This is a genomic window from Pseudoglutamicibacter cumminsii (assembly GCF_003143995.1).
Lineage (GTDB): Bacteria > Actinomycetota > Actinomycetes > Actinomycetales > Micrococcaceae > Pseudoglutamicibacter > Pseudoglutamicibacter cumminsii_B.
This window is the reverse complement of sequence record NZ_QFWG01000002.1, coordinates 233,607-256,065: the sequence shown is the minus strand read 5'-3', so window position 1 is coordinate 256,065 and position 22,459 is coordinate 233,607. Positions and strand designations below refer to the sequence as shown.

Here is a 22,459-nt window from a genome sequence, read left to right as displayed (position 1 = left end):
AGGGTTAGCCGATAACAACGCGGTGGCTCCTTCCATGCGGAGGGAGCCACCGCTGTTTTGTGGGGTGTTATGGGCGTCTTTCACGGTTGAGGCTCTGCTCAGTTTCAAACTGTCAGGGGGTCCTGAGAAGCTCGATGCATGGAGGTTATGTCTGTACTTGTCGCAGTTTTCGCCCTGCTGATCGGGCTCGTGTTGGGTGCGTTCGCAGCGTTGCGTTGGGGACCTGGCTCTGCGGAACGGGGCGAGGTGGAACGTTTGCAAGCGAGCGTGAATCAGTTACAGCGCGGGCTCGATGAAGCGCGTGCTGCGGAGTCTCGCGCGCGGGAAGAAGCTGCGGGTGCGCTCGGGCGTGCGAACGTATTGGAACGTGCCCAAGCCGAATACGAGGCGCAGAAGGCGGAGCAAGAGCAGACCGAAAACCAGATCCTGCGCACGCTCGCGCCGATGACGACCAAGCTCCATGAACTTGGGATCACGGTCAACAGCATGGAGAAGCAACGCAACCGGCACGATGCAACCCTCCAAGAGCAGTTGCGCAGCCTCATGGAGCACGACCAGAAACTGCTCACAACCACAACGGCCCTAGCCGGTGCGCTCAAAGACAGCTCCAAACGCGGAACTTGGGGAGAAATCCAGCTGCGGCGCATCGTCGAGCTGGCCGGGATGGCCCGCTACGTCGACTTCACCGAGCAAGCCTCGGTACGGGCAAGTGGTGAAGCGCCCGGTGGGCGTCCCGACATGGTCGTGCACCTGCCAGGCAACGGCAACATCGCCGTCGACGCGAAAGCGCCGTTCCCAGACGCCGCATCATTCGCCGATCAACGTGAATACGAACTCAGCACCGCGAAAGTGCTCGAAGACCGGATCAAAGAACTCAGCAAACGCTCCTACGAAACCGTGCTCGACGGCAGCCCGGACGTCGTCGTGTGTTTCGTGCCAGCAGAGTCAATGCTCTCCCGCGCACTTGACGCACGCCCGCAACTACTCGATACCGCGTTCGCGAACAACGTTGTACTGGCCTCCCCCAACACGTTGCTCGCCATCCTCAAGGGCCTCGCCGTGTCATGGCGTCAGCACCAGCTCACCGATAACGCGACCGCCCTCTATAAAGAAGCGAAAACGCTGCACCAGCGCATCGGAGTGGTCATCGGCCACTTCAACGAACACGGGAAAGCACTCAACCACAGCGTCGAAAGCTACAACCGGATCCTCAGCTCAATGAACGTCCGGCTCATCCCAAGCCTGCGCCGTATCCAAGAACTCGATCCCGCCATCGGAGCATCCAACGCCGAACAGGACCTTACAGCCCTCGGCACCAGCGCAAACCCGGCGCCACACATCAACGACTAAGTGGTTGGGCGTGTGTCAAAAACTACGTGGTCGGGCGTGCTCCACGGCCACCCAGAACACGGGAATCATCGCCGTCCTCACGCAACTTAGCGCGAAGCTCCTTAGGCAACGAGAACAGAATGTCCTCCTCCGCCGTCACAACCGGCTCAACATCGGAATAACCGTACTCAGCCAGAAGATCCAAAACCTCCTGAACCAAAACATCAGGAACAGAAGCGCCCGAAGAGACACCCACCGTGGCGACGCCCTCAAACCAGGACTCATCCACCTCACGAGCGAAATCCACCAACTCCGCACGCTTAGCGCCATACTGCAACGCAACCTCAACCAACCGCACCGAATTCGACGAATTCGTAGAACCCACCACGATCACCAAATCAGCGCGCGGCGCCAACTCCTTAATCGCAGACTGACGGTTAGTCGTCGCATAACAAATATCGTCCGACGGCGGATCCTGCAGATTCGGGAAACGCTCCCGCAAAACCTCAACAATCTCCATCGTCTCGTCAACCGACAACGTCGTCTGAGACAACCAACGCAACGAATCAGGATTCTTCACCTGAACCGTGCGCGCCTCCTCAACGTCATTCACCACCGTCGTCACTTCAGGGGCCTCACCATACGTGCCCTCAACCTCTTCGTGACCATCATGACCAATCAGCAAAATCTCCTGACCAGCCTTCGCGAAACGCACAGCCTCACGGTGAACCTTCGTCACCAACGGGCACGTCGCATCAATCGTGCGCAGATTCCTCTCCGCAGCCTCCTGATGCACAGCCGGCGAAACACCATGCGCAGAGAAAATCACCATGGCACCCTCAGGCACCTCATCGGTCTCCTCCACGAAAATCGCGCCGCGCTCCTCCAACGTCTCAACAACGTGGCGGTTATGCACAATCTGCTTACGCACATAAATCGGCGGACCAAAATGCTCCAAAGCCTTCTCAACCGTGATCACCGCACGGTCAACACCCGCGCAATAACCACGCGGCTCAGCCAAAAGCACACGCTTAGGCCCACGAACCTCAGCCGCAGCCTCAACCTCTTCACGAGAACGACGCACACGCGGAACCGGAGGCAAACCCAAAGAAACAGCAGCAGTCGACATACTTCAGTATTCTACCGGCCGCCTACGAGCACGGCCTATACCCAAACCAACCAAAGCCAACACAACCAAAACCCCACCAGCAATCAGCACCGGCAAACCAACCGAACCCGCAACATCCTTAATCCCCAAAATAAACGGGCGAGCCAACGGCTCCGAAACCACGCGAGCCGACGTATCCAACATCCCCGTCAACCCCATCACCAGCGCGCCCATCGCAACCGCCACAAACCCAGCCGCCATGAACACCACCGCACGGCGCTTCGCAACCAGCAACGCCAAAACCAAAGCCGCTGCCGAAACCACGGCATACGCCTCCCAATGAGCCGACTGCTTCACCTGCGACGTCAACATCGGCACACCCACTGCAGAAATCGGGATCCGCTCCGCAATGCTGAACCGCATACGCCACTCATCCCCGAACACGGCGCCCGAAGCCGGCACCATGGAACGCAACGCCGGGAACCGCTCCGCCAGCTGATCCACAACCTGATCAACCTTCGCGTTCACTTGCTTCACGAAAGGATCCAAAACCAATGGGATCTCGCCGGCAGAAGCCTGCCCGGACCGCACCTGCTCAACGTAAGCAGCCCGAGACTCATCCAACGTCTCCAACCACGCCGCATGCGCCTCAGGGCTATCCAAAACCGCATCGACCACCTTGCCCAGCGGCTCCTCAAGCAGACCCTCCAACTGAGCATTCTCGACATGAATACCCTGGAACAGCTTGTCATTCGCGTTCTTCGTGAGCCGCTCCCGCACCTGCGGATCATCAATCACCGGCCCATACAGCTTCTTGACCTCATCCGGGTGATCCAAAAACCCATCCACCCGGAAACCCGACCACGCCAACGCACCACACACCGCCGCGGTAGCCGCCAACAAAACAGCCAAAACATTACGCACAGATCAACATCCCATCTCAGGGCCCTACGGTGTGGACAAACACAATCCTATCCACATAGCTTGCCCCAACCCCATGGACATCAGGTCTAATGGTGTGTAACAACAACGGGAAGGAAACACACGGGCATGACTCAAACACCCGATGCGCCCCAAACACCTGGCGAGGCCGCCGCAACCGACGCGTCGCTTCAGCTTCCAGACGCCGCATCCGTGCCTACCCCCGACCCGCAACGAACCCTCGCCAGCACCGCCGCGGAAACCACCGACGAAAACCCGTGGCCGCTCAGCTACTTCGCGAACAACCTCAAAAGCCACATCGAACGTGTCTCCAACACGTGGGTCGAAGGCCAACTCATTGAGGTCAATCACCGCCGCGGATCCGTCTTCGCAACCATGCGAGACCTCGAAGAAGAAGCGTCGCTCTCGCTTGCGATCTGGGGGAACGTCGCAGGCTCACTCGAAACCCGGCCCGAAGTCGGGCAACGCGTCGTAGCCCGCATCAAACCCAACTTCTGGCTCAAAACCGGCCGCCTCTCGATGCACGTCACCGACATGAAACCCGTCGGCGAAGGTGAGCTGCTGCTGCGGCTTGAAAAGCTCCGCCGCTCACTAGCCGCGGAAGGCCTCTTCGCACCCGAACGCAAGAAGCCAATCCCCTTCCTCCCGCAACGGATCGGCCTCATCACAGGCGCACATTCCGATGCGGAAAAGGACGTCCTCCGCAACGCGGAGTTGCGCTGGCCTGCAGTTGAATTCGAAGTCCGGCACGTCGCCGTCCAAGGCACACGCAACGTACCTGAGGTCCTCGCGGCCCTCGAAGACCTCGACGCTGACCCGCGAGTCGACGTGATCGTGATCGCCCGCGGTGGCGGCTCCCTTGAAGACCTCCTCGGTTTCAGCGACGAACGCATCATCCGCGCCGTCGCAGCCGCGCAAACCCCCGTCGTCTCCGCGATCGGTCACGAGAACGACCGCCCCATCCTCGACGATGTGGCCGACCTCCGCGCCTCAACCCCCACCGACGCCGCGAAACGCATCATCCCCGACGTCGCCGTGGAGAAAGCAACCATCCTCGAAGGGCTAGCCCGCATCGACGCCGCAATACACACGATGCTGACCCGAGCCCGAACAGACCTCGCCGACCGCCGCTCCCGGCCTGTTCTACAAAACCCTGAACGGATGGTCGAGGAACGCCGCAGCGAACTCTCACAGTGGGAGGGCAGGCTTGAACTATCAACGCGCGGTGCACTGACCCACTCGCGCCAAGAGATCACACATCTCCTCGACCGGGTGCGCTCACTCTCCCCACAGAAAACCCTTGAACGCGGCTACTCAGTGCTCCAAGACAGCACAACAGGACGCGTCATCATGAACACCGACCAAGCACCCGAAGACACCGAACTCACCGCAAGGCTCAGCGACGGAACACTGACGCTGACCTCCCGCGGAGCACGCAACTAAGCCGAGCCCTTCTAAACCGAAACCCGCCTGAACTGCCCGTCTGAACTGAAACCCACGAAGGAATCCCTATGACTGAGAACCCAACCGAACGCCCTGACGTATCCACGCTCTCTTACGAGCAGGCCCGCGCCGAACTCATCAACGTCGTGCAGCGACTCGAAGCCGGCGGCGCAACCCTCGAAGAATCCCTCGAACTGTGGGAACGTGGCGAACAGCTAGCCCAGCGCTGCCAGGCATGGCTCGACGGCGCACAAGCCAAACTCGACGCTGCGAAAGCACGCCGCGAGGAAACACCAACGTCGGCCGCCCCATCCGAAGACGGAACGGCCCACGCCTAAAACAAGTAGCGCTACCGGCTAGTCAGTAACGGACACCGCGCTCACGCAGGCCCTCGAGGTATTCCTCGATGCGGTCCAGCGCTTCATTGAGCAGATCCACGCCCGGCAAGAACACGAGCCGGAAGTGATCGGGGTTCGGCCAATTGAAGCCGGTACCCTGCGTCACGAGGATCCGCTGCTGACGCAAAAGATCCAACGCGAACTGCTCGTCGTCCTTGATCGGGTACACCTCAGGGTCAAGGCGCGGGAACAAGTAAAGCGAACCATCAGCCTGCTGCGCCGAAACACCAGGGATCGCGTTCAAACGGTGATACGCGACGTTACGCTGCTCCAGCAAGCGCCCACCCGGCAGAATCAAGTCGTTGATCGACTGGTAACCGCCCAGTGCCGTCTGGATCGCGTGCTGCGCGGGAACGTTAGCGCACAAGCGCATGTTCGCGAGCAGATCGATACCCTCAATGTAGTCAGATGCGGTGTGCTTAGGGCCAGAAATCGCCATCCAGCCAGCCCGGTAACCACACACGCGGTAAGCCTTCGACAACCCAGAGAAAGACAACGTCAAGACATCGTCCGAAAGCGCCGCCATGTTGTGCATCTGCGCGCCGTCATACGTGATCTTCTCGTAAATCTCATCCGCGAAAACCACCAGCCCATGCTTACGAGCAAGCTCCAAAATCCCCTCGAGCACGTGCTTCGGGTACACCGCGCCAGTCGGGTTGTTCGGGTTGATCACCACGATGCCCTTAGTGCGAGGCGTGATCTTGCTTTCCATATCCTCGAGGTCAGGCATCCACCCCTCTTCCTCGACACACAAGTAGTGAACCGGTTTACCACCCGACAACGACGTCGCGGCAGTCCACAGCGGATAGTCCGGCGCAGGAATCAGAACCTCATCGCCCTGGTTCAGCAACGCGTTCAAGCTCAGCTGGATCAACTCAGAAACACCGTTGCCAAGGTAGATGTCATCGACCCCGATGGTCTGGATGCCCTTGGTCTGGTAGTACTGGCTGACAGCAGTGCGGGCAGACAAAATGCCCTTCGAATCCGAATACCCCTGCGCGTGCGGAAGGTTCCGGATCATGTCAACCAACACCGCATCGGGCGCCTCAAAACCGAACGGCGCGGGGTTCCCGATGTTCAGCTTCAGGACACGGTTGCCCTGCTCTTCGATACGTTGCGCTTCCTTAAGCACAGGCCCACGGATGTCATACAGAACATTGTTGAGCTTGGCTGACTGTTTGATCTCCGACATTCTTCTATCCAATCATGCTGAAAAGGCGTCGATCACAAACGTGATCGACGCCTCTCCAAGATTACTCCGATGTGTCATGCATCGGGACTACTAACGTGGCTTATGCCCGACGACGGTTCATGATGTCGTCCAGATCCAACGCGTTCTGGTGACGTTCACGCTCAGCACGTGCGCGCTCAGACTTGCGGATCGACGTGACCTCTTCAGGTTTCTTCTCCTCAACCTGGAACGGCTCAGGCTTCTCGCGGCGAGCCTCAGCCTTGGAGGCGTAACCAGGTGCCGGAAGCTTATTCGGAACCCAGCCCTTACCGGCCTTCGTCGCCTCAGCAACACGCTTCGCTTCCTCAGAGCCCGACGCCTCTTCCGCGGCTTCTGCCTCAGACGTTGCGTCGGCTTCTGCCTGAGCATCGGCGTCTGTTTCAGCTTCCGCAGTGGTTTCCGCATCGGTAGCTGCAGGCTCAGCGCCGCCGTCGACACCGCCGTCGACATCGAACGGGGCGTCGTCCGCTTCCGCCTCGGCAACGGCCTGCTCAGTATTCTGTTCAGCGGTCTCCGTCTCTGCGGATTCCTGCGCGTCGTTCAGCTCATCAGAAGCTTCGGTTTCGGCCGCGACCTCCGAAGCATCGGTCGCAACCTCAGACTGTTCGTCAGTCTCAGCTGCTTCCTGCTCGTGCTGCGCGGCAACCTCTTCAGCCGCACGCTTCCAGGCTTCCTGACGACGCTCCTGAACAGCCCACGTACGCAACGTAACTAGCGTTCCAAAAGCGATCAGGACGCTAGCCAGCGGCCACCACCAGCTCATCGGAGTCAGAGCGGCAAGCACCAAGAAAACAGGCGCCCCCACCAAAGCCAGGGCACCAATCGCGGCTACACTGAGCCGGCCCCAACGGATTTTGAGGCGTCCTTGCGAGCGCTTTGCGTCGGCGGTCATGCGCCCTCCTTGGTAGATATCAACGGAAGTCTGAACGGTTTTCTTATATAACGCTAACGACATAAACCCCAAGATCACGGGAGTTTTCGCGGTGTGTTGGCACTAAACTACATCAATGTAACTCTTATTTGGTGAGACTGCCTGCAAACCATCCCTCATCGACATTCTCGGAGCATTCCCGTGGAAGACACCACAGCCAATCTGCCTCAGGCCGGCCCGCACGCCATTGTCTCAAGCATCGCGAAGAAGGCCCTGCGTTCCCACATCAGGTCCGTTCGTCGTCAACGTGGCGCCGATGCGCGAAAGGCTGCCGCTGAAGGTTTCGCGTGCCGCTCCGCTGAGGTCATCCGAGTGGCGCGGCAAGTAACGCCAGAAGGTGCTGTTCCAGTTGTGCTCGCATATTGCGCGGCAGATACCGAACCCGATGTTGCGCTTGCGATGCGGTCCCTGCACGACGCGGGTCTGCGCGTTGCGGTTCCGCGGAGCTTGCCTGATGCGTGCATGAGTTGGGTCCGGTGGCATCCTGATCTTGAAATGACCACCGGATCAGTCGCGCCGGTTCCTGAGCCGGTTGGCGGCGAAGAGCTTGAACTGCCGACGCATCCGATGGTGGTCGTATTGCCGGCGCTGGCCGTGGATGGGGCCGGGCTACGGCTCGGGCAAGGCGGCGGATTCTATGACCGGTTTGTTGAAACCCTTCCAGCCGGCTCGGTTCTGGTCGCGGCGGTGTTTGAGGATGAGGTCTACCCCACCGGCGAGGTCCCTGCCGAGCCGTGGGATGCGGTAGCCGACTACGTGTGGACGCCTCACAACCTGCATCCGCTGCGCTAACAGCAGTTTCTGTATCCACACATTGCCTTTGAACAGGGCTCATCCACAGATTTCTTGGCAGTTCCCCGGTGAAGTTCCGGACGAACAAGACTGGGTTCCATGAACCTGTTGTCCCGGCCCCGCTCCCCTCGGAACCAGTCCAATCGCCGAGAGCGCTCGTCACCGTCCACCCAACGCTTGGCACGGCCCCGCCGCACTCCGGCGGAATGGTGGCACGCCCATCGACGTCTGGTGGCCGCGGTGAGCGCTTTCTGTTGCGTAGGCCTGGGGCTCAGCATCGTATCTGCCCAGGCCCCTCCCCGAGCGAGCGTTGTTGCACCAGCCCATGCGATCGCAGCCGGACAATCCGTGACTGCTGATGACCTCACGACGGTTGAGCTGCTGGGCTCCGCTCCGGACGGTGCCCTCACTCGCACATCCGATGTTGTGGGGCAAACTCTTGCTGTCGACTGGCCGGCGGGTGTCCCGCTTCATGAGTCCGCAGTCGCTGGCTCTGAGATGCTCCGCGAAGTCAGCGCGGGGCACGTCGCCGTGGGTGTGGCATTGTCGAACACGGTTTCCGCAGGTTTTGTGCGACGCGGCGACTACGTTGACGTTGTACTGACCCGCGCGGATGAAGTAGGTGATGTCCACACCGACGTGGTCGCAGCCCGCGCCAAGGTCTTGTGGGCGGGATCCCCCGATACCGCCGCCGATTGGTTGCCTATAGGTAAGCAGGATGCCGACGGCGCCATCGTGGTCTTGGAAGTCACCGAAGACCAGGCGCCGGTGGTGTCCGCGGCTCACCAGCGCGGAAGCGTCACCTTGGTGATCCGCAGGCCCGGCGAGAGCGAGCGGTGACGTGCGCGCGAGTCTTAAGAAGCCGGCCCGCTCCAATGCGGCGGCCGCTCAGCGAGAAGTGCAGCATCCCCTGGCTGTTCTTCCTCGTCCTGGGAACGTTGTGAAGGCCCAACCACGTGAGACACCCCCTCACGCAGCGCCGGGTTCGTGGGAAGGTCAGCTTCCCACGAACCCACGAGATCAGCAGGCTTTCCGCCCAGCCGCGTCGGCGGAACCGACGCGACCCTACGACGCCGCGGCCCTGTCATGAGAACAGCCCTGTCACGATTCCTGCGCGGACGCATCAACGCCGCGCTGTGCATCAACACCGAGCTGCGAAGCGATGCTCCGTGCGACTGCATCAGGGTCCTTGAACACGTCGATCGTCCACAACTGAACAGGCTTCCATCCTCGACGCTTCAGAGCCGCCGGTACGGTACGCGTACGGCTACGCACCGACTGCCGCGCATACTCCGGCGAGGAATCCACGGAAACCGCGAGCGGACGACGCTCGTGCCATACCGGGCCATACACCGCCAGATCCACTCCGAAACCCGGATGCTGGATAACAGTAAGCCCGTAGCCACGCAGACGATCAGCCAAGTCCGCCATCAAAGCGCCGCCATGCCCGTCACGGCAAGCAACCGCATCGGACGCCTTCTGATCGACGCCAGCCGCCGGCCGCGCATCAGTCTTCGCAGACCTCGTCTTGAACCCAGGCTTCAACAACTCATACGTACGAGGTTCTTCAACCGAACGCATCAGACGAGTCAGCAACTCCATACCGGATCGCGCCGGGGTCTGCTCAGCCAACGGGCCGCTATGAGCCAAAACCATGCGCTCTTCAAGCTGGTCGAGAGGCAAAGCGCACACGAGGTACAGCCACGAACGGGCCGCGGCAACGCTCGACATCACGAACCGCAAACCATTACGGCCATTCAGCTCACCGAAATGCTGAGGCTGGCGGCCCTGCGGACTGTTCGCGAAGCCAAGAGAGAAAATCACCGAGTCACGACGCAGGCCATCAACGCGATCCGCAGACGTCACGATGAAGGGCTCATGGCGACGCTGGAACGACGGCACCGCGCTTGGATGATGCGGAAGAGCATTACTAATGCCACGAGCAATCTCCTGTGCATGTTCAGGAGTGCCCGCAACGACAGCGAGCGAACGCTCAGGATGCTGCGTGAGTTGCTCGAAGACCATCCGCACAACCTTCTCAACCTCAGTCGAGGTGGACGTCACCGTCCCCTGACCTGCAGTTGCACGCGGATCCTCAATCCTTACCAACTCGACAGACGCATCAACCGTTGCCGGGGTCGGGAAAGCTTTCAAACCCTGCTCATACTGAGGTCTCAACGTCTCAACGAAACGGTCGTCCAAAACCCGCGTGTTCTGAGTCAAGCTACGGCGCAACGTCACGCGACCAAGCGCCTCGAAAGCACTCAGTGGCGGCTCTTCCCCCTTGCCAACGGTCAACGGCTTGTCGACCTCGACATTCAACCGGGCAGGCACACCCGTGTTCGGGTCACCGATCGCCACGACCTGATCGACACGGCTGATTGTCGTCAACGATGCCTCGAGCGCAAGCGACTCCGCATCCAACAAGATAGCGGCATCGAAACGCGACCAACGCGGCAAAACCGTAGGCAAATACAGCGGCGCACCAACCCACACGGGAGTCGCCGACCCCACAACAGCCGGGGCCAAAGCCGCAAGCTGCTGCGGCGTAGGATCGCCCACCTTCAACAAAGCACGCATGTCCCGCGCACCCACACGGTGATCAGCAATCGCGGCTTTCCAACGACGCGAAAGAGCCTCCCGCACCCGCGCCGAACCCTGCTGAATGTGCTGGGCATCCGCGCGCTCAAATTCGGCACGGATCTTCTCCAGATCCCGCGAATTCTGCAACGCAAGATAGTCATCGCCCGAAATCATCGCTTCCAGAACCGACTGCCACCACGCAAGCTCAAGTTCCGGCGCCAACGCGTCAGCCTTCACATGACGCTCAGCGAAATCATCCAGAAGCTCGCCGAGCCCCTTCTCACGCAACGTCTCCATCAGAAGCGTGCGCTCAGGGATCGTATCCAGATCAGACTTCTTCTCTTGCAACAACGCCAAACGTTCCTGCAGCGCGTCGGTCGGCAACGAATCCAACCGATCCTCATCCTCAGGAAGCACGGCCTGCAACTGATTCAAGCTCGCAGAAACCGACCGGAACGTCTGCAACACACGCTCCAAACCAGCCGGAATCGACGGGTAGCGGCGATCCGTTGCGAGTTTCTCCCACTCAACCCGCTGCTCACGCACCTGGGTCAACGCCGTATGCAAATCATCGATGTGCACGCCCGGGCGAACATACTCTTTAGCGACGCGACGCAAACGCGAACGCGTCATCGCGGACATCTCAATACCGCGATCACGTCGCCACTGAGCCGAGGCCGTAGCCGCGATCAAATCATCAACAGGCTTGTCGAAAATATCCGGCTCAAACAGATCCAAGCTACGGCGAACAGCAACCAGAAGCCGCAGCGTATCGCCCCACTGCGCGAAAGACTCAACAGGCTTGATGCGGGTCGAAGACGCCGTCTCTTCAAGAGTTCCACACAGCTCAGGAATCGACTCGGCAAGCTCGCCGACCAGCTCAACCGCGGCCTCAGCCTCACCCTGGTTCCGCAAACGCGAGCCATACCAAGGGCTCTCAACAGACTCCTGAGCGAAACCACCCAACTCAGCAATCCGCTGCAACTGCTCAACCACAGCCCCGCGGTCCGTCATCACATCCAAAACAGAGCGCTTCAAACGCACCGTCGTCGCGGGAGCATCGGCCTCAGAGGACAGACGCGCAAGCTCCTGCATAGCTTCCAGCGGCGAAGCGCCCCAACGCGAACGCACCGAATGCAACGAACGAATATGCTCGACCAGCTCGCCACGGCGAGCCCGCGCCACAGAATCGTTCGTCGACGTATCCGTCTCGCCCGCGCGCTCGTTACGCAAAATCGCGTCCATCAAACGCTCACGCAACGACTCCGGATCGGAATTCCGGTCAAGCTTCAAAAGCAGCGTCTCAAGGCTCACGTCCGCGAACATCGCCGTGACCTGCTGCATCGTGGACTCGCGCTCAGCGACAATGAGTACCCGCTTGCCGTCTGCCGCCAAACGCGCAGCCGCGTTCACAGCAAGGTTGATGCGATCCGTTCCCGGAGGTGCGCTGACCGTAACCGACTTACCTTTCGACACCGCATCCAAAACCGCATACGCATCGTCATCAACATCGGTCACCAAAAGCTCGTCCGCCGGATCGCGGTCATCGGCCCCCGGGGTTTCGACATCATCCAGCAAGGTCGGAGCAACCTGAACCTCTACAGGTTCCTCAGCGTCTTCCTCAGCGTCGCTCTCGGCATCGTCCTCCGACGCGGCGACGTCCGCGGACGCATCGTCATCGGTAGCTTCATCGCTGACGGTTTCGTCGGCAGACGCCTCGTCGTCAGCGGAATCCTCGTCATCAGCAACACCCGGCTCAGGCTCATCCGCACCCGTGATGTCAGCGACCTTCGTCGCCAGGTCATAGGAAGCACCCGCGTCCTCATCAACCGGTGCGAACTCATCGAGCAACGCGGCGATGATCGGGTGGTTCACCGAAACAACCGAAGGGTCCACCGGATCGCTCGCAGCCGGGAAGGTCGAAACGCATACTCGGTCCTCAATAACGATGGTCGCGCCAGCTTTCGCGGCGATGTCACGCAAAACAGTGACCGGACCCGAGGGGTTGAAGCGAGCCGTCATGTAGCCGGCCTTCAACAGGTCCTCAGGCCGCACATCGATACCATAAGAGCTCTTCAAGAACCGCAGCAGCGTTTCATTCGGAGTAGCGCGCCCCACCAGCTGCAACTCTTCATCGTCAACACCCTCGCGGCGCTGCAACGAAACACGGCCCAGCATCAGCGGCGAGGAGTAATACTCAGTGCGCCCCGAACGCAGCGTACGCCACGTCACCAAACCAGCCGCGAAATAACCCACATCAACACCGCGGGACTCCGAGATCTCACGCATGCGCGTAGCCATCGCACGAGTCGTACGACGAGCATTCTTGTACTGAACCGGGTCACGCAGAAGCGTCGACAAACGAGTGCGACGTCCCGTCAAAAACTGCGCCAAACCGGACGGATGCGCGTGAGTCAGTTCAACCGCGTTCTTCTCCGTCGGAACAAACCGCAACAAAGAATCCGTACCAGCCGAACCACTCAACGACTGAACCCAGTCACGAAAACGGGTCTCGGGGGTCTGCTGCACGCTCACCTGATTCCTCACTCCATCCATCACGGCACGTCAATACACAACGGTAGTTCACCCCACCGAGCAGAATGCGCAACGCCGCGGCATCCACACGCATCTACAACACATGTGACATACCGCGGCGCTACACAAACACCCGGCGCCGCAACGCTACAGCGCTACCGGCAGGTGTCCCCTTCTCGGGAATCACTCCCACTCGATCGTGCCCGGCGGCTTCGACGTCACATCGACAACCACGCGGTTCACACCATCAACTTCATTCGTGATGCGGTTAGAGATCTTCGCGATCAAGTCATACGGCAACCGCGCCCAATCCGCAGTCATCGCATCCTCGCTCGTGACCGGGCGCAATACGATCGGGTGGCCATACGTACGGCTATCGCCCTGAACACCCACCGAACGGACATCAGCCAGCAAAACAACAGGCATCTGCCACACTTCGCGGTCCAGGCCAGCCTTGGTCATTTCCTCGCGGACAATGGCATCTGCTTCACGCAGCAGATCCAGGCGTTCCTTATCCACCGCACCGATGATGCGGATGCCAAGACCCGGGCCAGGGAACGGCTGACGGTGAACAATCTCATCCGGCAAGCCAAGCTCCGTACCAACGGCACGAACCTCGTCCTTGAACAGCTCACGCAGCGGCTCAACCAGCTCGAACTCGAGGTCCTCCGGCAAGCCACCCACATTGTGGTGGCTCTTAATGTTGGCTGCACCCTCGCCGCCACCAGACTCGACAACGTCCGGGTACAACGTGCCCTGAACCAAGAACGCAACGTCCTCGCCCTCGGACTCAGCGACAATCTCAGCCTGAGCACGCTCAAACGTACGGATGAACTGCTCGCCGATGATCTTGCGCTTCGTCTCAGGATCCGTGACGCCCTTGAGCTTCTCCAAGAACACCTCGGAAGCGTCAACGACCTTCAACACAGCGCCACCATGAGCCTTACCGAAAGCCTGCTCAATGGCCTCCGACTCACCGGCACGCATCAAACCATGGTCAACATAGACACACGTCAGCTGATCCCCCACCGCGCGCTGAACCAAAGCAGCAGCAACAGCGGAGTCAACGCCGCCAGAAAGGCCACAAATCGCGCGCTTGTTACCGATCTGCTCACGGATCCGCGCAACCTGGTCCTCCACCACGGACTCAGCAGTCCAGTCCGGGCTCAAGCCAGCCGACTCATACAAGAAGTTCTTCAAAAGCTGCTGGCCATGCGTGGAATGCTGAACCTCAGGGTGCCACTGGACACCGTAAAGCTTGCGCTCCTCATCAGCGAAAGCAGCAACAGGCGTGCGCTCCGTGGAAGCCAAAACAGTGAATCCCTCGGGGGCCTCAGTCACAGCATCCCCGTGGCTCATCCACGCGATCTGCGCTTCCGGCAGACCATCAAACAGCGTGCATGCCTCGTCCTTCGAGGACACCGGAGTCGAACCATACTCACGCTGATTCGTCTGCGAAACCGTGCCGCCCAAAGCATTCGCCATAGCCTGGAAGCCATAGCAAATACCCAACGTAGGCAAGCCAGTCTCAAACAAGCCTTCAGGAACCTTCGGGGCACCATCGGCATAAACCGACGACGGGCCACCCGAAAGAATCAAGGCAACAGGGTTCTTAGCCAGGATCTGCTCAGTCGAAAACGTGTGCGGAACAACTTCCGAATACACGTTAGCCTCACGTACACGCCGAGCAATCAGCTGCGCATACTGGGCCCCATAATCGATCACGAGCACCGGGCGCGGATGCGGGGGAATTACTGCAGAAGTCACGTTCAAAGCCTATCGCGTTTAACTATGTGCTTAGTACCAAACCAGTGTGTGGGATCAGTAACGACGCAACTGCTGCGGGTTCTTCTCAAGTTCCGCAACAACCTGCTGATGCACCTTCTTCTCCATCACGAACGAAAGGAACGGAATCACACCGCCCAACGCGATCAGGATCAGCTGCTTCAAATCCCAGCGCATACGGGACCACAAAATGAACGTCGCGAGCAAATACACGACGTAAAGCCAGCCGTGAACAATCAGGACCGCAATCGAAACGTTGAACCCATCGACCACCATGCCCGGCTCAGCCAGAGTGAACACATTCGCTTCACCCGTGCGCAACATCGTGCCGCCCGCATACGCAATCAAATTGAAGGCATACTTGAGGACCATCTCGGCCACAAGCAGCAACAACATGACACCGGTCGTGTACGCCGCGATGCGGAAGAACACTGCCGCGCCTCGGATCTGAGTCTCAGTCCCACCGAAACCCTGCTTACGCTGCGGCATCGGATCGTCCTCCGGAATAGGGACATCCTCAGGACGCGGAACACCATTCTGCTCAGTCATCATTACCCGTTCTCTCTATTCTCCGACCCGGCGTTATCTTCCAGCCCAGCGTTACTTTCAGACCCGGCGTCATCTTCCGACCCGACATCGCCTAATTCGCGGCCCGACGCTTGAGCCGCCAACCGTTCCCGAGCCTCAGCCTGAGCCTGCGCAACACGAGCATCCTGCCGCTTCTGCCACGCAGCCAGCTCAGCCTCAAACTTCAACTCATTCTGGTAATCATCACGAACCAGACGCCACCACACAAACAACGAGAACACAGCGAACACGATCCACTCAACGCCGTAAAACACGTTGAGCCAATTCAACTGGTTCTCCTGCAAATACCCCGGCGCAACATATACATGCTTGAGCTGATCAACACCAGCCTTCACATCGTCCGGGCTCTGCTCAAACACCACCACAAAACCCGCATACGCATCGCGGTTCCACATGTTCGACAACCGAGCCGCCGAAACATCCTTCAGCACCGGCAACCCATGCAGGTCATCCTCCCGCCCTCTGGCGACCGGCGCCTCGGACGGCCAAAGACGGCCCGTCACCGTGACCTCATCGGCATCTGTTGCGGGCGGAACCTCAGACTTACCCGGTTGCCAGCCCCGAACCACCGGCATCACATCAGAAACGCCATCAACCTCAAAGGCCTGAACAACCCAGAAACCCTGCTCACCTTCGAAAAGACGATCCTGAACATAGGCTTGAGTGCCCTCGATGTAACGCCCCTTCATCGTCACAATCTGGTCAGCATCCGCATGCGTCATGTCCTTGCCAGGCTCAAAATGGCTCTCCAGCGGGACAGCGGTCTCGGACTGCTCCTGCGTAGTAGGCGCACGGTCCACAGAACGATCAAACTGCCACTTACTCAGCCACACAAACCCCGTCGACACCACCAAACACGCGAGTAGCAGGGCAAGCCACTTAGGTTGAAGAGCAGTCTTTAGCACGCCCCTTATCCTATCGAGCACCCCGCACGAGCCCTTAACCGGGGCTCCGTGAGCACCGACCCCGCGGAAATACAACCATTGTTAGATTCCAGCATTGTTAGAATCCAGCCGTGTCCATTTCCATCCGCAGGCGCCACATCGCCTACATGCTGGTGCTCACGTTCAGCTCAGGAATCATCGACGCGATCGGATTCCTCGCGCTCGGACGTGTGTTCCCCGGCAACATGACCGGCAACGTCGCGATCCTCGGCGTCACACTCTCCGGCGCCTCTGAACACTCCGCGCTACGCCCCGCGCTCGCGTTCGTGTTCTTCCTCCTCGGCGCCGCGCTCGCTGGAGCCTACCTACGCAGAGAACACCGCATCTGGTCCTTCAAAACAACCACGACGCTCGCGCTCGTTGGTCTCGGAATGTTGGCAACAGCGGTCTACACCTTCATAGCCGGCATCGCCACAGACCACGCTTTCAATGGACTATCCGGACACATCATCACCGCGCTGCTCGCATTCTTTATGGGCGCGCAAGGTGCGGCCGGGCGGCGCGTCGACATCAACGACATCAACACGATCGTCGTCACAAGCACAATCGTGGGCCTCGGCGCAGACATGTTCACCGGCGAAAACCGCCGTCAAGCAACCCGACGCCGCGCACTCGCCGTGTTCGCGCTCCTAGCGGGCGCCTTCACTGGCGGATTCTGCCTCATGGTCTCCCCCGAGTTCGGGATCCTCGTGACGGCACTGCTCACAATCGGCGTGGCAGTCGCCGGCGACGTTGGCCGGCGACGCTACCGCCGCCAACGCAGAACAGCCGTCGAGCTCTAGGTCCAGACCAAACGGCGTCCAGACCAAACGACGCAACGACCCCGAGCTACGAGTTGTACGGCGCCAGCACCATGTCAACGTGTTGGAACTGCTTGAGGTCAACGTAGCCGGTCGTGGCCATCGACGAACGCAACATGCCGGCAAGGTTCGACGTGCCGTCAGTGTGGTGAGACGGACCGTACACAACCTGCTCGAGCGGCCCAACCGTGCCAACAAATACGCGGTCGCCACGCGGCAAGCGCTCGTGAGCGGCTTCCATACCCCAGTGCCAGCCGTGGCCTGGAGCCTCCTCAGCGCGGGCCAAAGCCGTCCCCAGCATCACAGCATCCGCGCCGCAACCCAACGCCTTGACGATGTCACCAGACGTAGAGACGCCACCATCGGCAATCACATGCACGTAACGGCCGCCCGACTCATCCAGGTACGCGGTGCGAGCTGCAGCCACATCGGCAATCGCGGTCGCCATCGGAACGTGAATGCCCATCGCGCGGCGGGTCGTGCCGGTAGCGCCGCCACCGAAACCAACCAGAACACCAGCAGCACCCGTGCGCATCAAATGCAACGCCGGGGTGTAGCCGGCCGCGCCACCCACAATCACAGGAACATCGAGCTCGTAAATGAACTGCTTGAGGTTCAACGGCTCACGGCCCTCGGACACGTGCTCAGCCGAAACCGTGGTCCCGCGGATCACGAACAGATCCACGCCAGCCTCAAGCACCGTACGGTAGTGCTCCTGGGTGCGCATCGGCGTCAGCGAGCCAGCGACCACCACGCCAGCCTCACGGATCTCGGCCAGGCGCTCATGAATCAGCTCAGGACGGATCGGCGCCGCCAAAAGCTCCTGCAAGCGGCGGGTCACCTTCGGGTTCGAGCCACGCTGCTGCGCAGATTCGAGCGAAGCGATCTCCTCAAGCACAGCCTCAGGGTTCTCGTGGCGGGTCCAGATACCCTCCAGGTTCAAGACGCCCAAGCCACCCAGCTTGCCCAGGGCGATCGCCGTCTTAGGCGACATCGCCGAATCCATCGGCGCGCCCATGAACGGGACGTCAAAAGTGAACGCGTCAATCTGCCACTTAGTCGACACGTCCTCCGGGTCACGTGTACGACGATTCGGCACAATTGCCACATCATCGAGGGAATACGCGCGGCGGGCGCGACGATAACGGCCGATTTCAATCTCGCTAGTCACGCTCCAAGGTTACCAACAGCCCCGCCTCCGCATCGAAAACCGTTGTTAAACAACGATGGTGGCCCCGGCTTAGCGGGGCCACCATCGGTAACTGTGTGGAACAGCGCGTTAGTTGCGGCGGTAGTTAGGTGCCTCGACCGTCATCGCGATGTCGTGTGGGTGCGATTCCTTGAGGCCGGCCGCGGTGATGCGGACGAACTTGCCCTTTTCCTTGAGCTCGGCGATCGTGTGGCCGCCCACGTAGAACATGGTCTGGCGCAAACCACCCACGAGCTGGTGGATTACAGCGCCGAGCGGGCCGCGGTACGGAACCTGGCCTTCGATGCCTTCCGGGATGAGCTTCTCGTCGCTTGGGACGTCGGCCTGGAAGTAGCGGTCCTTGGAGTAGGACGTGTTCTTGCCGCGGGTCTGCATCGCGCCGAGCGAGCCCATGCCGCGGTAGGTCTTGAACTGGCGGCCGTTGACGAACACGAGGTCACCCGGGGATTCCTGGGTACCGGCCAGAAGCGAACCGAGCATCACGGAGTCAGCACCAGCAACCAGCGCCTTGCCGATGTCACCCGAGTACTGGAGGCCACCGTCAGCGATCACTGGGATGCCGGCCTTGCGGGCCGCCTTCGCGGACTCATAGATCGCGGTCACCTGCGGAACACCCACACCAGCGACCACGCGGGTCGTGCAGATCGAACCCGGGCCAACGCCAACCTTGATCGCGTCAGCGCCGGCGTCAATCAGCGCCTTAGCGCCCTCGTACGTCGCGGCCTGGCCACCAATCACATCGACGTGAGCCGCCGCCGGATCCTTCTTGAGGCGAGCGATCATGTCCAGAACGCCCTGCGAGTGGCCGTTCGCGGTATCCACCACGAGCGCGTCCACGCCGGCATCAACCAAAGCCATCGCGCGGTCATAGCCTTCACCGAAGAAGCCGACAGCCGCGCCAACACGCAAGCGGCCCTCGTCGTCCTTGGTCGCGAGAGGGTAGTCCTCGGCCTTCTCGAAGTCCTTGACGGTGATGAGTCCCATGAGCTTGTTGCGGTCATCAACCAGCGGAAGCTTCTCGATGCGGTGCTGAGCCAGCAGCTCGAGGGTCTTTTCGCGCGTCGTGCCTACAGGCGCAGTGATGAGCGGCATCGGGGTCATCTTCTCGGAGACCTTGATGCTTGACCAGTCGGCGCGAGGCACAAAACGGGTGTCGCGGTTGGTGATGATACCGAGCAGCGTACGCTTCTCGTCAACAACCGGGAGGCCGGACACGCGGTAGCGGGCGCACAGCGCATCGAGGTCTGCGAGCGTCGCGTCAGGGTTCACGGTCACCGGGTCGATGATCATCCCGGATTCGGAACGCTTCACGGTGTCGACCTGGCGAGCCTGGTCGTCGATCGAAATGTTGCGGTGGATGATGCCCATACCGCCCTGTCGTGCCATCGCGATCGCCATGCGGGCTTCGGTCACGGTGTCCATCGCCGCGGAGATGATCGGCACCTTGATGTCGATGCGGCGGGTCAGTTTCGTAGTGGTGTCCGTTTCGGAAGGGATCACATCGGTTGGCCCTGGCAGCAGCAGGACGTCGTCATAAGTGAGGCCTTCGAAGGCAAATGGGTTGAAGTCATCGCTTGAGCTCACGAGCGCACCTTTCAACGGCAGGTGATGGTTTGTGTCCATCTTAGAGCGTTGCTCGTTGCTGTTGGCAACGACGTGATGTGCGCAACTCAAAAGGCGGTTTAAACGGCGGTGGCCCGCCCGAGTGCGTCTCGGGCGGGCCACCAGATCATGAGGCCTGGAGGAAGGACTTAGTCTTCGTCTTCCTCGGCTGGCTTGTCCACGACCAGGGTTTCGGTGGTCAGGACGAGCGCCGCGATCGATGCCGCGTTACGCAGTGCGGAGCGGGTCACCTTGACTGGGTCGATCACGCCAGCAGCGAGCAGGTCTTCGTAGACGCCGGTCTTGGCGTTGAAGCCGTGGTTTGCTGGGGATTCTGCGACCTTGGACGCGATGACGGAGCCGTCGAAGCCGGCGTTCGCTGCGATCTGCTTGACCGGGGTCACCAGTGCGCGGCGGACGATGTCGACACCGGTAGCGGCGTCGCCTTCGAAAGCCTTGAGGTTCTCGTCCTCATCGAGCACGTGGAGTGCGTCGACGAGCGCGGTACCGCCGCCTGCGACGATGCCTTCCTCGAGCGCTGCGCGGGTCGAAGACACGGCGTCTTCGATGCGTGCCTTGCGTTCCTTGAGCTCGACCTCGGTTGCGGCACCAACTTTGATGACGCCAACACCGCCGGCGAGCTTCGCGAGGCGCTCCTGGAGCTTCTCCTTGTCCCATTCCGAGTCAGAGTTTGCGTACTCTGCCTTGATCTGGGCTACGCGCGCGGCGACCTCTTCGTCGTCGCCTGCGCCATCGACCAGGGTCGTGTTGTCCTTGGTCACGGTCACGCGGCGGACCTTACCGAAGACCTCCGGACCAACCTGGTCCAGACGCAGGCCGAGGTCCTGGGATACAACCTGGGCGCCGGTGAGGATCGCGATGTCCTGCAGCATTGCCTTGCGGCGGTCGCCGAAGCCTGGAGCCTTCACGGCAACAACGTTGAGGGTTCCGCGCAGCTTGTTCACGACGAGGGTCGAAAGGGCTTCGCCTTCGATGTCCTCAGCGATGATGAACAGCGGCTTGGATTCCTTCAAGACGTGCTCGAGCAGCGGGACGATGTCCTGCAGCGCCGAGATCTTGCCGGAGTTGATCAGGACGTAGGCGTCCTCGAGGACGGCTTCCTGACGCTCCGCGTCGGTGACGAAGTGTGGCGAGAGGTAGCCCTTATCGAACTGCATACCCTCGGTCACATCCAGCACGGTCTGGGTGGTGTTGGACTCTTCGATGGTGATGACGCCCTCGGTGCCGACCTTCTTGAAGGCCTCAGCGAGAAGCTCACCGATCTCATCCGACTGAGCGGAGATCGCGCCGACGTGGGCGACGTTTTCGTCCTGCACGTCGCGGGCGTTCTCAAGCAGGCGAGCCTCAACAGCATCGACTGCGGCTTCGATGCCGCGCTTGATTTCGCCAGGTGCCGCACCTGCCGCTACGTTGCGCAGGCCTTCCTTGACGAGGGCCTGCGCGAGAACGGTTGCGGTGGTCGTGCCGTCACCAGCGATGTCGTTGGTTTTGGTGGCTACTTCTTTAGCCAGCTGTGCGCCAAGGTTCTCGTATGGATCCTTGAGCTCGACGTCGCGAGCGATCGTCACGCCGTCGTTAGTGATGGTTGGTGCGCCCCACTGCTTATCAAGGACCACGTTGCGGCCGCGTGGGCCGAGGGTCACCTTGACAGTGTCAGCCAGGCGGTCAACGCCGGCTTCGAGGGCCTTGCGCGCTGCGTCGTTGAACGCAAGCTGCTTTGCCATTCGTTTTACTCCTTCATAGCCTCAACCGATTCCCGGGAGGCCGCTAGATCAAGAGTTTGTGAAGAAACGGGTGTTTACTTCTCGACTACTGCGAGGACGTCGCGAGCGGACAGAACGAGGTACTCCTCGCCGCCGATCTTGACCTCGGTGCCGCCGTACTTGGAGTAGATGACAACGTCACCTTCCTTGACATCGACAGGGATGCGGTTGCCCTTGTCGTCGACGCGGCCGGCACCAACAGCAACGACCTTGCCTTCCTGAGGCTTTTCCTTCGCGGTGTCTGGGATGACCAGGCCGGAAGCGGTGGTCTGCTCTGCTTCGAGCTGCTGGATGACGATGCGATCTTCGAGGGGCTTGATAGAGATCGACATGTGGACCTCTCCTTTGCGTAATAGACCTGTAGGTGTACGGGCCATACAACGCGTCCTCCGGGCGTCGTCGCGGGTGTCGACCGGAAGCAGCTGATGGCTTGCGCACTCGGATTTAGCACTCT

Annotated in this window: 18 protein-coding genes; 6 read left to right on the top strand and 12 right to left on the bottom strand. The window is 60.5% G+C overall.

The window, feature by feature from the left end:
• Positions 1 to 147 precede the first annotated feature (147 nt).
• Positions 148 to 1,350: a DNA recombination protein RmuC gene (rmuC, locus tag CAY35_RS03015; RefSeq protein WP_181377461.1), complete on the top strand. Its 1,203-nt coding sequence runs from the start codon at positions 148 to 150 to the stop codon at positions 1,348 to 1,350.
• 22 nt (positions 1,351 to 1,372) lie between these two features.
• On the opposite strand, the gene CAY35_RS03010 is transcribed toward rmuC, so the two are convergent.
• The gene (locus tag CAY35_RS03010; protein WP_101630596.1) at positions 1,373 to 2,458 is read right to left on the bottom strand and encodes a 4-hydroxy-3-methylbut-2-enyl diphosphate reductase; all 1,086 of its coding nucleotides are present in this window, start codon (positions 2,456 to 2,458) and stop codon (positions 1,373 to 1,375) included.
• 3 nt (positions 2,459 to 2,461) lie between these two features.
• On the bottom strand, positions 2,462 to 3,361 hold the full coding sequence (locus CAY35_RS03005) for a hypothetical protein (protein ID WP_109303234.1): 900 nt from the start codon (positions 3,359 to 3,361) through the stop codon (positions 2,462 to 2,464).
• 126 nt (positions 3,362 to 3,487) lie between these two features.
• Between CAY35_RS03005 and xseA the strand changes: the two genes are divergently transcribed.
• Together xseA and CAY35_RS02995 are read left to right on the top strand one after the other, a co-directional pair.
• A complete protein-coding gene (gene xseA, locus CAY35_RS03000; RefSeq protein WP_109303233.1) occupies positions 3,488 to 4,822 on the top strand; it encodes an exodeoxyribonuclease VII large subunit in 1,335 nt (444 codons plus the stop codon).
• Positions 4,823 to 4,890: 68 nt separating this feature from the next.
• Positions 4,891 to 5,160, top strand: coding sequence for an exodeoxyribonuclease VII small subunit (locus tag CAY35_RS02995; protein ID WP_109303232.1), 270 nt, complete (start codon positions 4,891 to 4,893; stop codon positions 5,158 to 5,160).
• A 22-nt stretch (positions 5,161 to 5,182) separates the two neighbouring features.
• Here the strand turns inward: CAY35_RS02995 and CAY35_RS02990 are convergent, their stop codons facing one another.
• Positions 5,183 to 6,412 (bottom strand): pyridoxal phosphate-dependent aminotransferase, encoded by a 1,230-nt coding sequence (locus CAY35_RS02990; RefSeq protein WP_109303231.1) that lies wholly within the window; start codon positions 6,410 to 6,412, stop codon positions 5,183 to 5,185.
• 100 nt (positions 6,413 to 6,512) lie between these two features.
• Positions 6,513 to 7,343, bottom strand: a complete 831-nt coding sequence (locus CAY35_RS02985; RefSeq protein ID WP_109303230.1) for a hypothetical protein — start codon at positions 7,341 to 7,343, stop codon at positions 6,513 to 6,515.
• Between the two features lie 180 nt (positions 7,344 to 7,523).
• Here CAY35_RS02985 and CAY35_RS02980 point away from each other — a divergent pair, with 180 nt between their 5' ends.
• Positions 7,524 to 8,174 (top strand): 5-formyltetrahydrofolate cyclo-ligase, encoded by a 651-nt coding sequence (locus CAY35_RS02980; protein ID WP_181377460.1) that lies wholly within the window; start codon positions 7,524 to 7,526, stop codon positions 8,172 to 8,174.
• A gap of 99 nt (positions 8,175 to 8,273) precedes the next feature.
• Entirely contained in the window at positions 8,274 to 9,014 is a 741-nt protein-coding gene (gene cpaB / locus CAY35_RS02975) for a Flp pilus assembly protein CpaB (protein ID WP_109303228.1), read from the top strand.
• Positions 9,015 to 9,275: 261 nt separating this feature from the next.
• Here the strand turns inward: cpaB and CAY35_RS02970 are convergent, their stop codons facing one another.
• From CAY35_RS02970 to CAY35_RS02955, 4 genes are all read right to left on the bottom strand, one after another.
• Positions 9,276 to 13,286, bottom strand: a complete 4,011-nt coding sequence (locus CAY35_RS02970; RefSeq protein WP_146191903.1) for a DUF4011 domain-containing protein — start codon at positions 13,284 to 13,286, stop codon at positions 9,276 to 9,278.
• A gap of 189 nt (positions 13,287 to 13,475) precedes the next feature.
• Positions 13,476 to 15,023 (bottom strand): glutamine-hydrolyzing GMP synthase, encoded by a 1,548-nt coding sequence (guaA, locus tag CAY35_RS02965; RefSeq protein ID WP_219930440.1) that lies wholly within the window; start codon positions 15,021 to 15,023, stop codon positions 13,476 to 13,478.
• A gap of 90 nt (positions 15,024 to 15,113) precedes the next feature.
• Positions 15,114 to 15,626 carry a DUF3817 domain-containing protein gene (locus CAY35_RS02960; protein WP_109303302.1) on the bottom strand — a complete coding sequence of 171 codons (513 nt, stop codon included), beginning with the start codon at positions 15,624 to 15,626 and terminating at the stop codon, positions 15,114 to 15,116.
• Positions 15,627 to 15,628: 2 nt separating this feature from the next.
• Positions 15,629 to 16,570: an SURF1 family protein gene (locus CAY35_RS02955; protein ID WP_181377457.1), complete on the bottom strand. Its 942-nt coding sequence runs from the start codon at positions 16,568 to 16,570 to the stop codon at positions 15,629 to 15,631.
• A 110-nt stretch (positions 16,571 to 16,680) separates the two neighbouring features.
• Between CAY35_RS02955 and CAY35_RS02950 the strand changes: the two genes are divergently transcribed.
• The gene (locus tag CAY35_RS02950; RefSeq protein WP_101630607.1) at positions 16,681 to 17,391 is read left to right on the top strand and encodes a YoaK family protein; all 711 of its coding nucleotides are present in this window, start codon (positions 16,681 to 16,683) and stop codon (positions 17,389 to 17,391) included.
• 46 nt (positions 17,392 to 17,437) lie between these two features.
• On the opposite strand, the gene CAY35_RS02945 is transcribed toward CAY35_RS02950, so the two are convergent.
• The 4 genes from CAY35_RS02945 to groES form a co-directional block, all read right to left on the bottom strand.
• Positions 17,438 to 18,580 (bottom strand): GuaB3 family IMP dehydrogenase-related protein, encoded by a 1,143-nt coding sequence (locus CAY35_RS02945; RefSeq protein WP_109303225.1) that lies wholly within the window; start codon positions 18,578 to 18,580, stop codon positions 17,438 to 17,440.
• A 108-nt stretch (positions 18,581 to 18,688) separates the two neighbouring features.
• Positions 18,689 to 20,203: an IMP dehydrogenase gene (gene guaB / locus CAY35_RS02940; protein WP_375231740.1), complete on the bottom strand. Its 1,515-nt coding sequence runs from the start codon at positions 20,201 to 20,203 to the stop codon at positions 18,689 to 18,691.
• Between the two features lie 167 nt (positions 20,204 to 20,370).
• On the bottom strand, positions 20,371 to 21,966 hold the full coding sequence (gene groL / locus CAY35_RS02935; protein ID WP_101630610.1) for a chaperonin GroEL: 1,596 nt from the start codon (positions 21,964 to 21,966) through the stop codon (positions 20,371 to 20,373).
• A gap of 74 nt (positions 21,967 to 22,040) precedes the next feature.
• A complete protein-coding gene (groES, locus tag CAY35_RS02930) occupies positions 22,041 to 22,337 on the bottom strand; it encodes a co-chaperone GroES (protein WP_101630611.1) in 297 nt (98 codons plus the stop codon).
• Positions 22,338 to 22,459: the final 122 nt, after the last annotated feature.

Coding starts and splice junctions, on each gene's coding strand:
- CAY35_RS02960 (WP_109303302.1), bottom strand. CDS start 15,626: ATGACTGAGCAGAATGGTGTTCCGCGTCCTGAGGATGTCCCTATTCCG.
- CAY35_RS03010 (WP_101630596.1), bottom strand. CDS start 2,458: ATGTCGACTGCTGCTGTTTCTTTGGGTTTGCCTCCGGTTCCGCGTGTG.
- groES (WP_101630611.1), bottom strand. CDS start 22,337: ATGTCGATCTCTATCAAGCCCCTCGAAGATCGCATCGTCATCCAGCAG.
- CAY35_RS02990 (WP_109303231.1), bottom strand. CDS start 6,412: ATGTCGGAGATCAAACAGTCAGCCAAGCTCAACAATGTTCTGTATGAC.
- groL (WP_101630610.1), bottom strand. CDS start 21,966: ATGGCAAAGCAGCTTGCGTTCAACGACGCAGCGCGCAAGGCCCTCGAA.
- rmuC (WP_181377461.1), top strand. CDS start 148: ATGTCTGTACTTGTCGCAGTTTTCGCCCTGCTGATCGGGCTCGTGTTG.
- cpaB (WP_109303228.1), top strand. CDS start 8,274: ATGAACCTGTTGTCCCGGCCCCGCTCCCCTCGGAACCAGTCCAATCGC.
- CAY35_RS02985 (WP_109303230.1), bottom strand. CDS start 7,343: ATGACCGCCGACGCAAAGCGCTCGCAAGGACGCCTCAAAATCCGTTGG.
- CAY35_RS02995 (WP_109303232.1), top strand. CDS start 4,891: ATGACTGAGAACCCAACCGAACGCCCTGACGTATCCACGCTCTCTTAC.
- xseA (WP_109303233.1), top strand. CDS start 3,488: ATGACTCAAACACCCGATGCGCCCCAAACACCTGGCGAGGCCGCCGCA.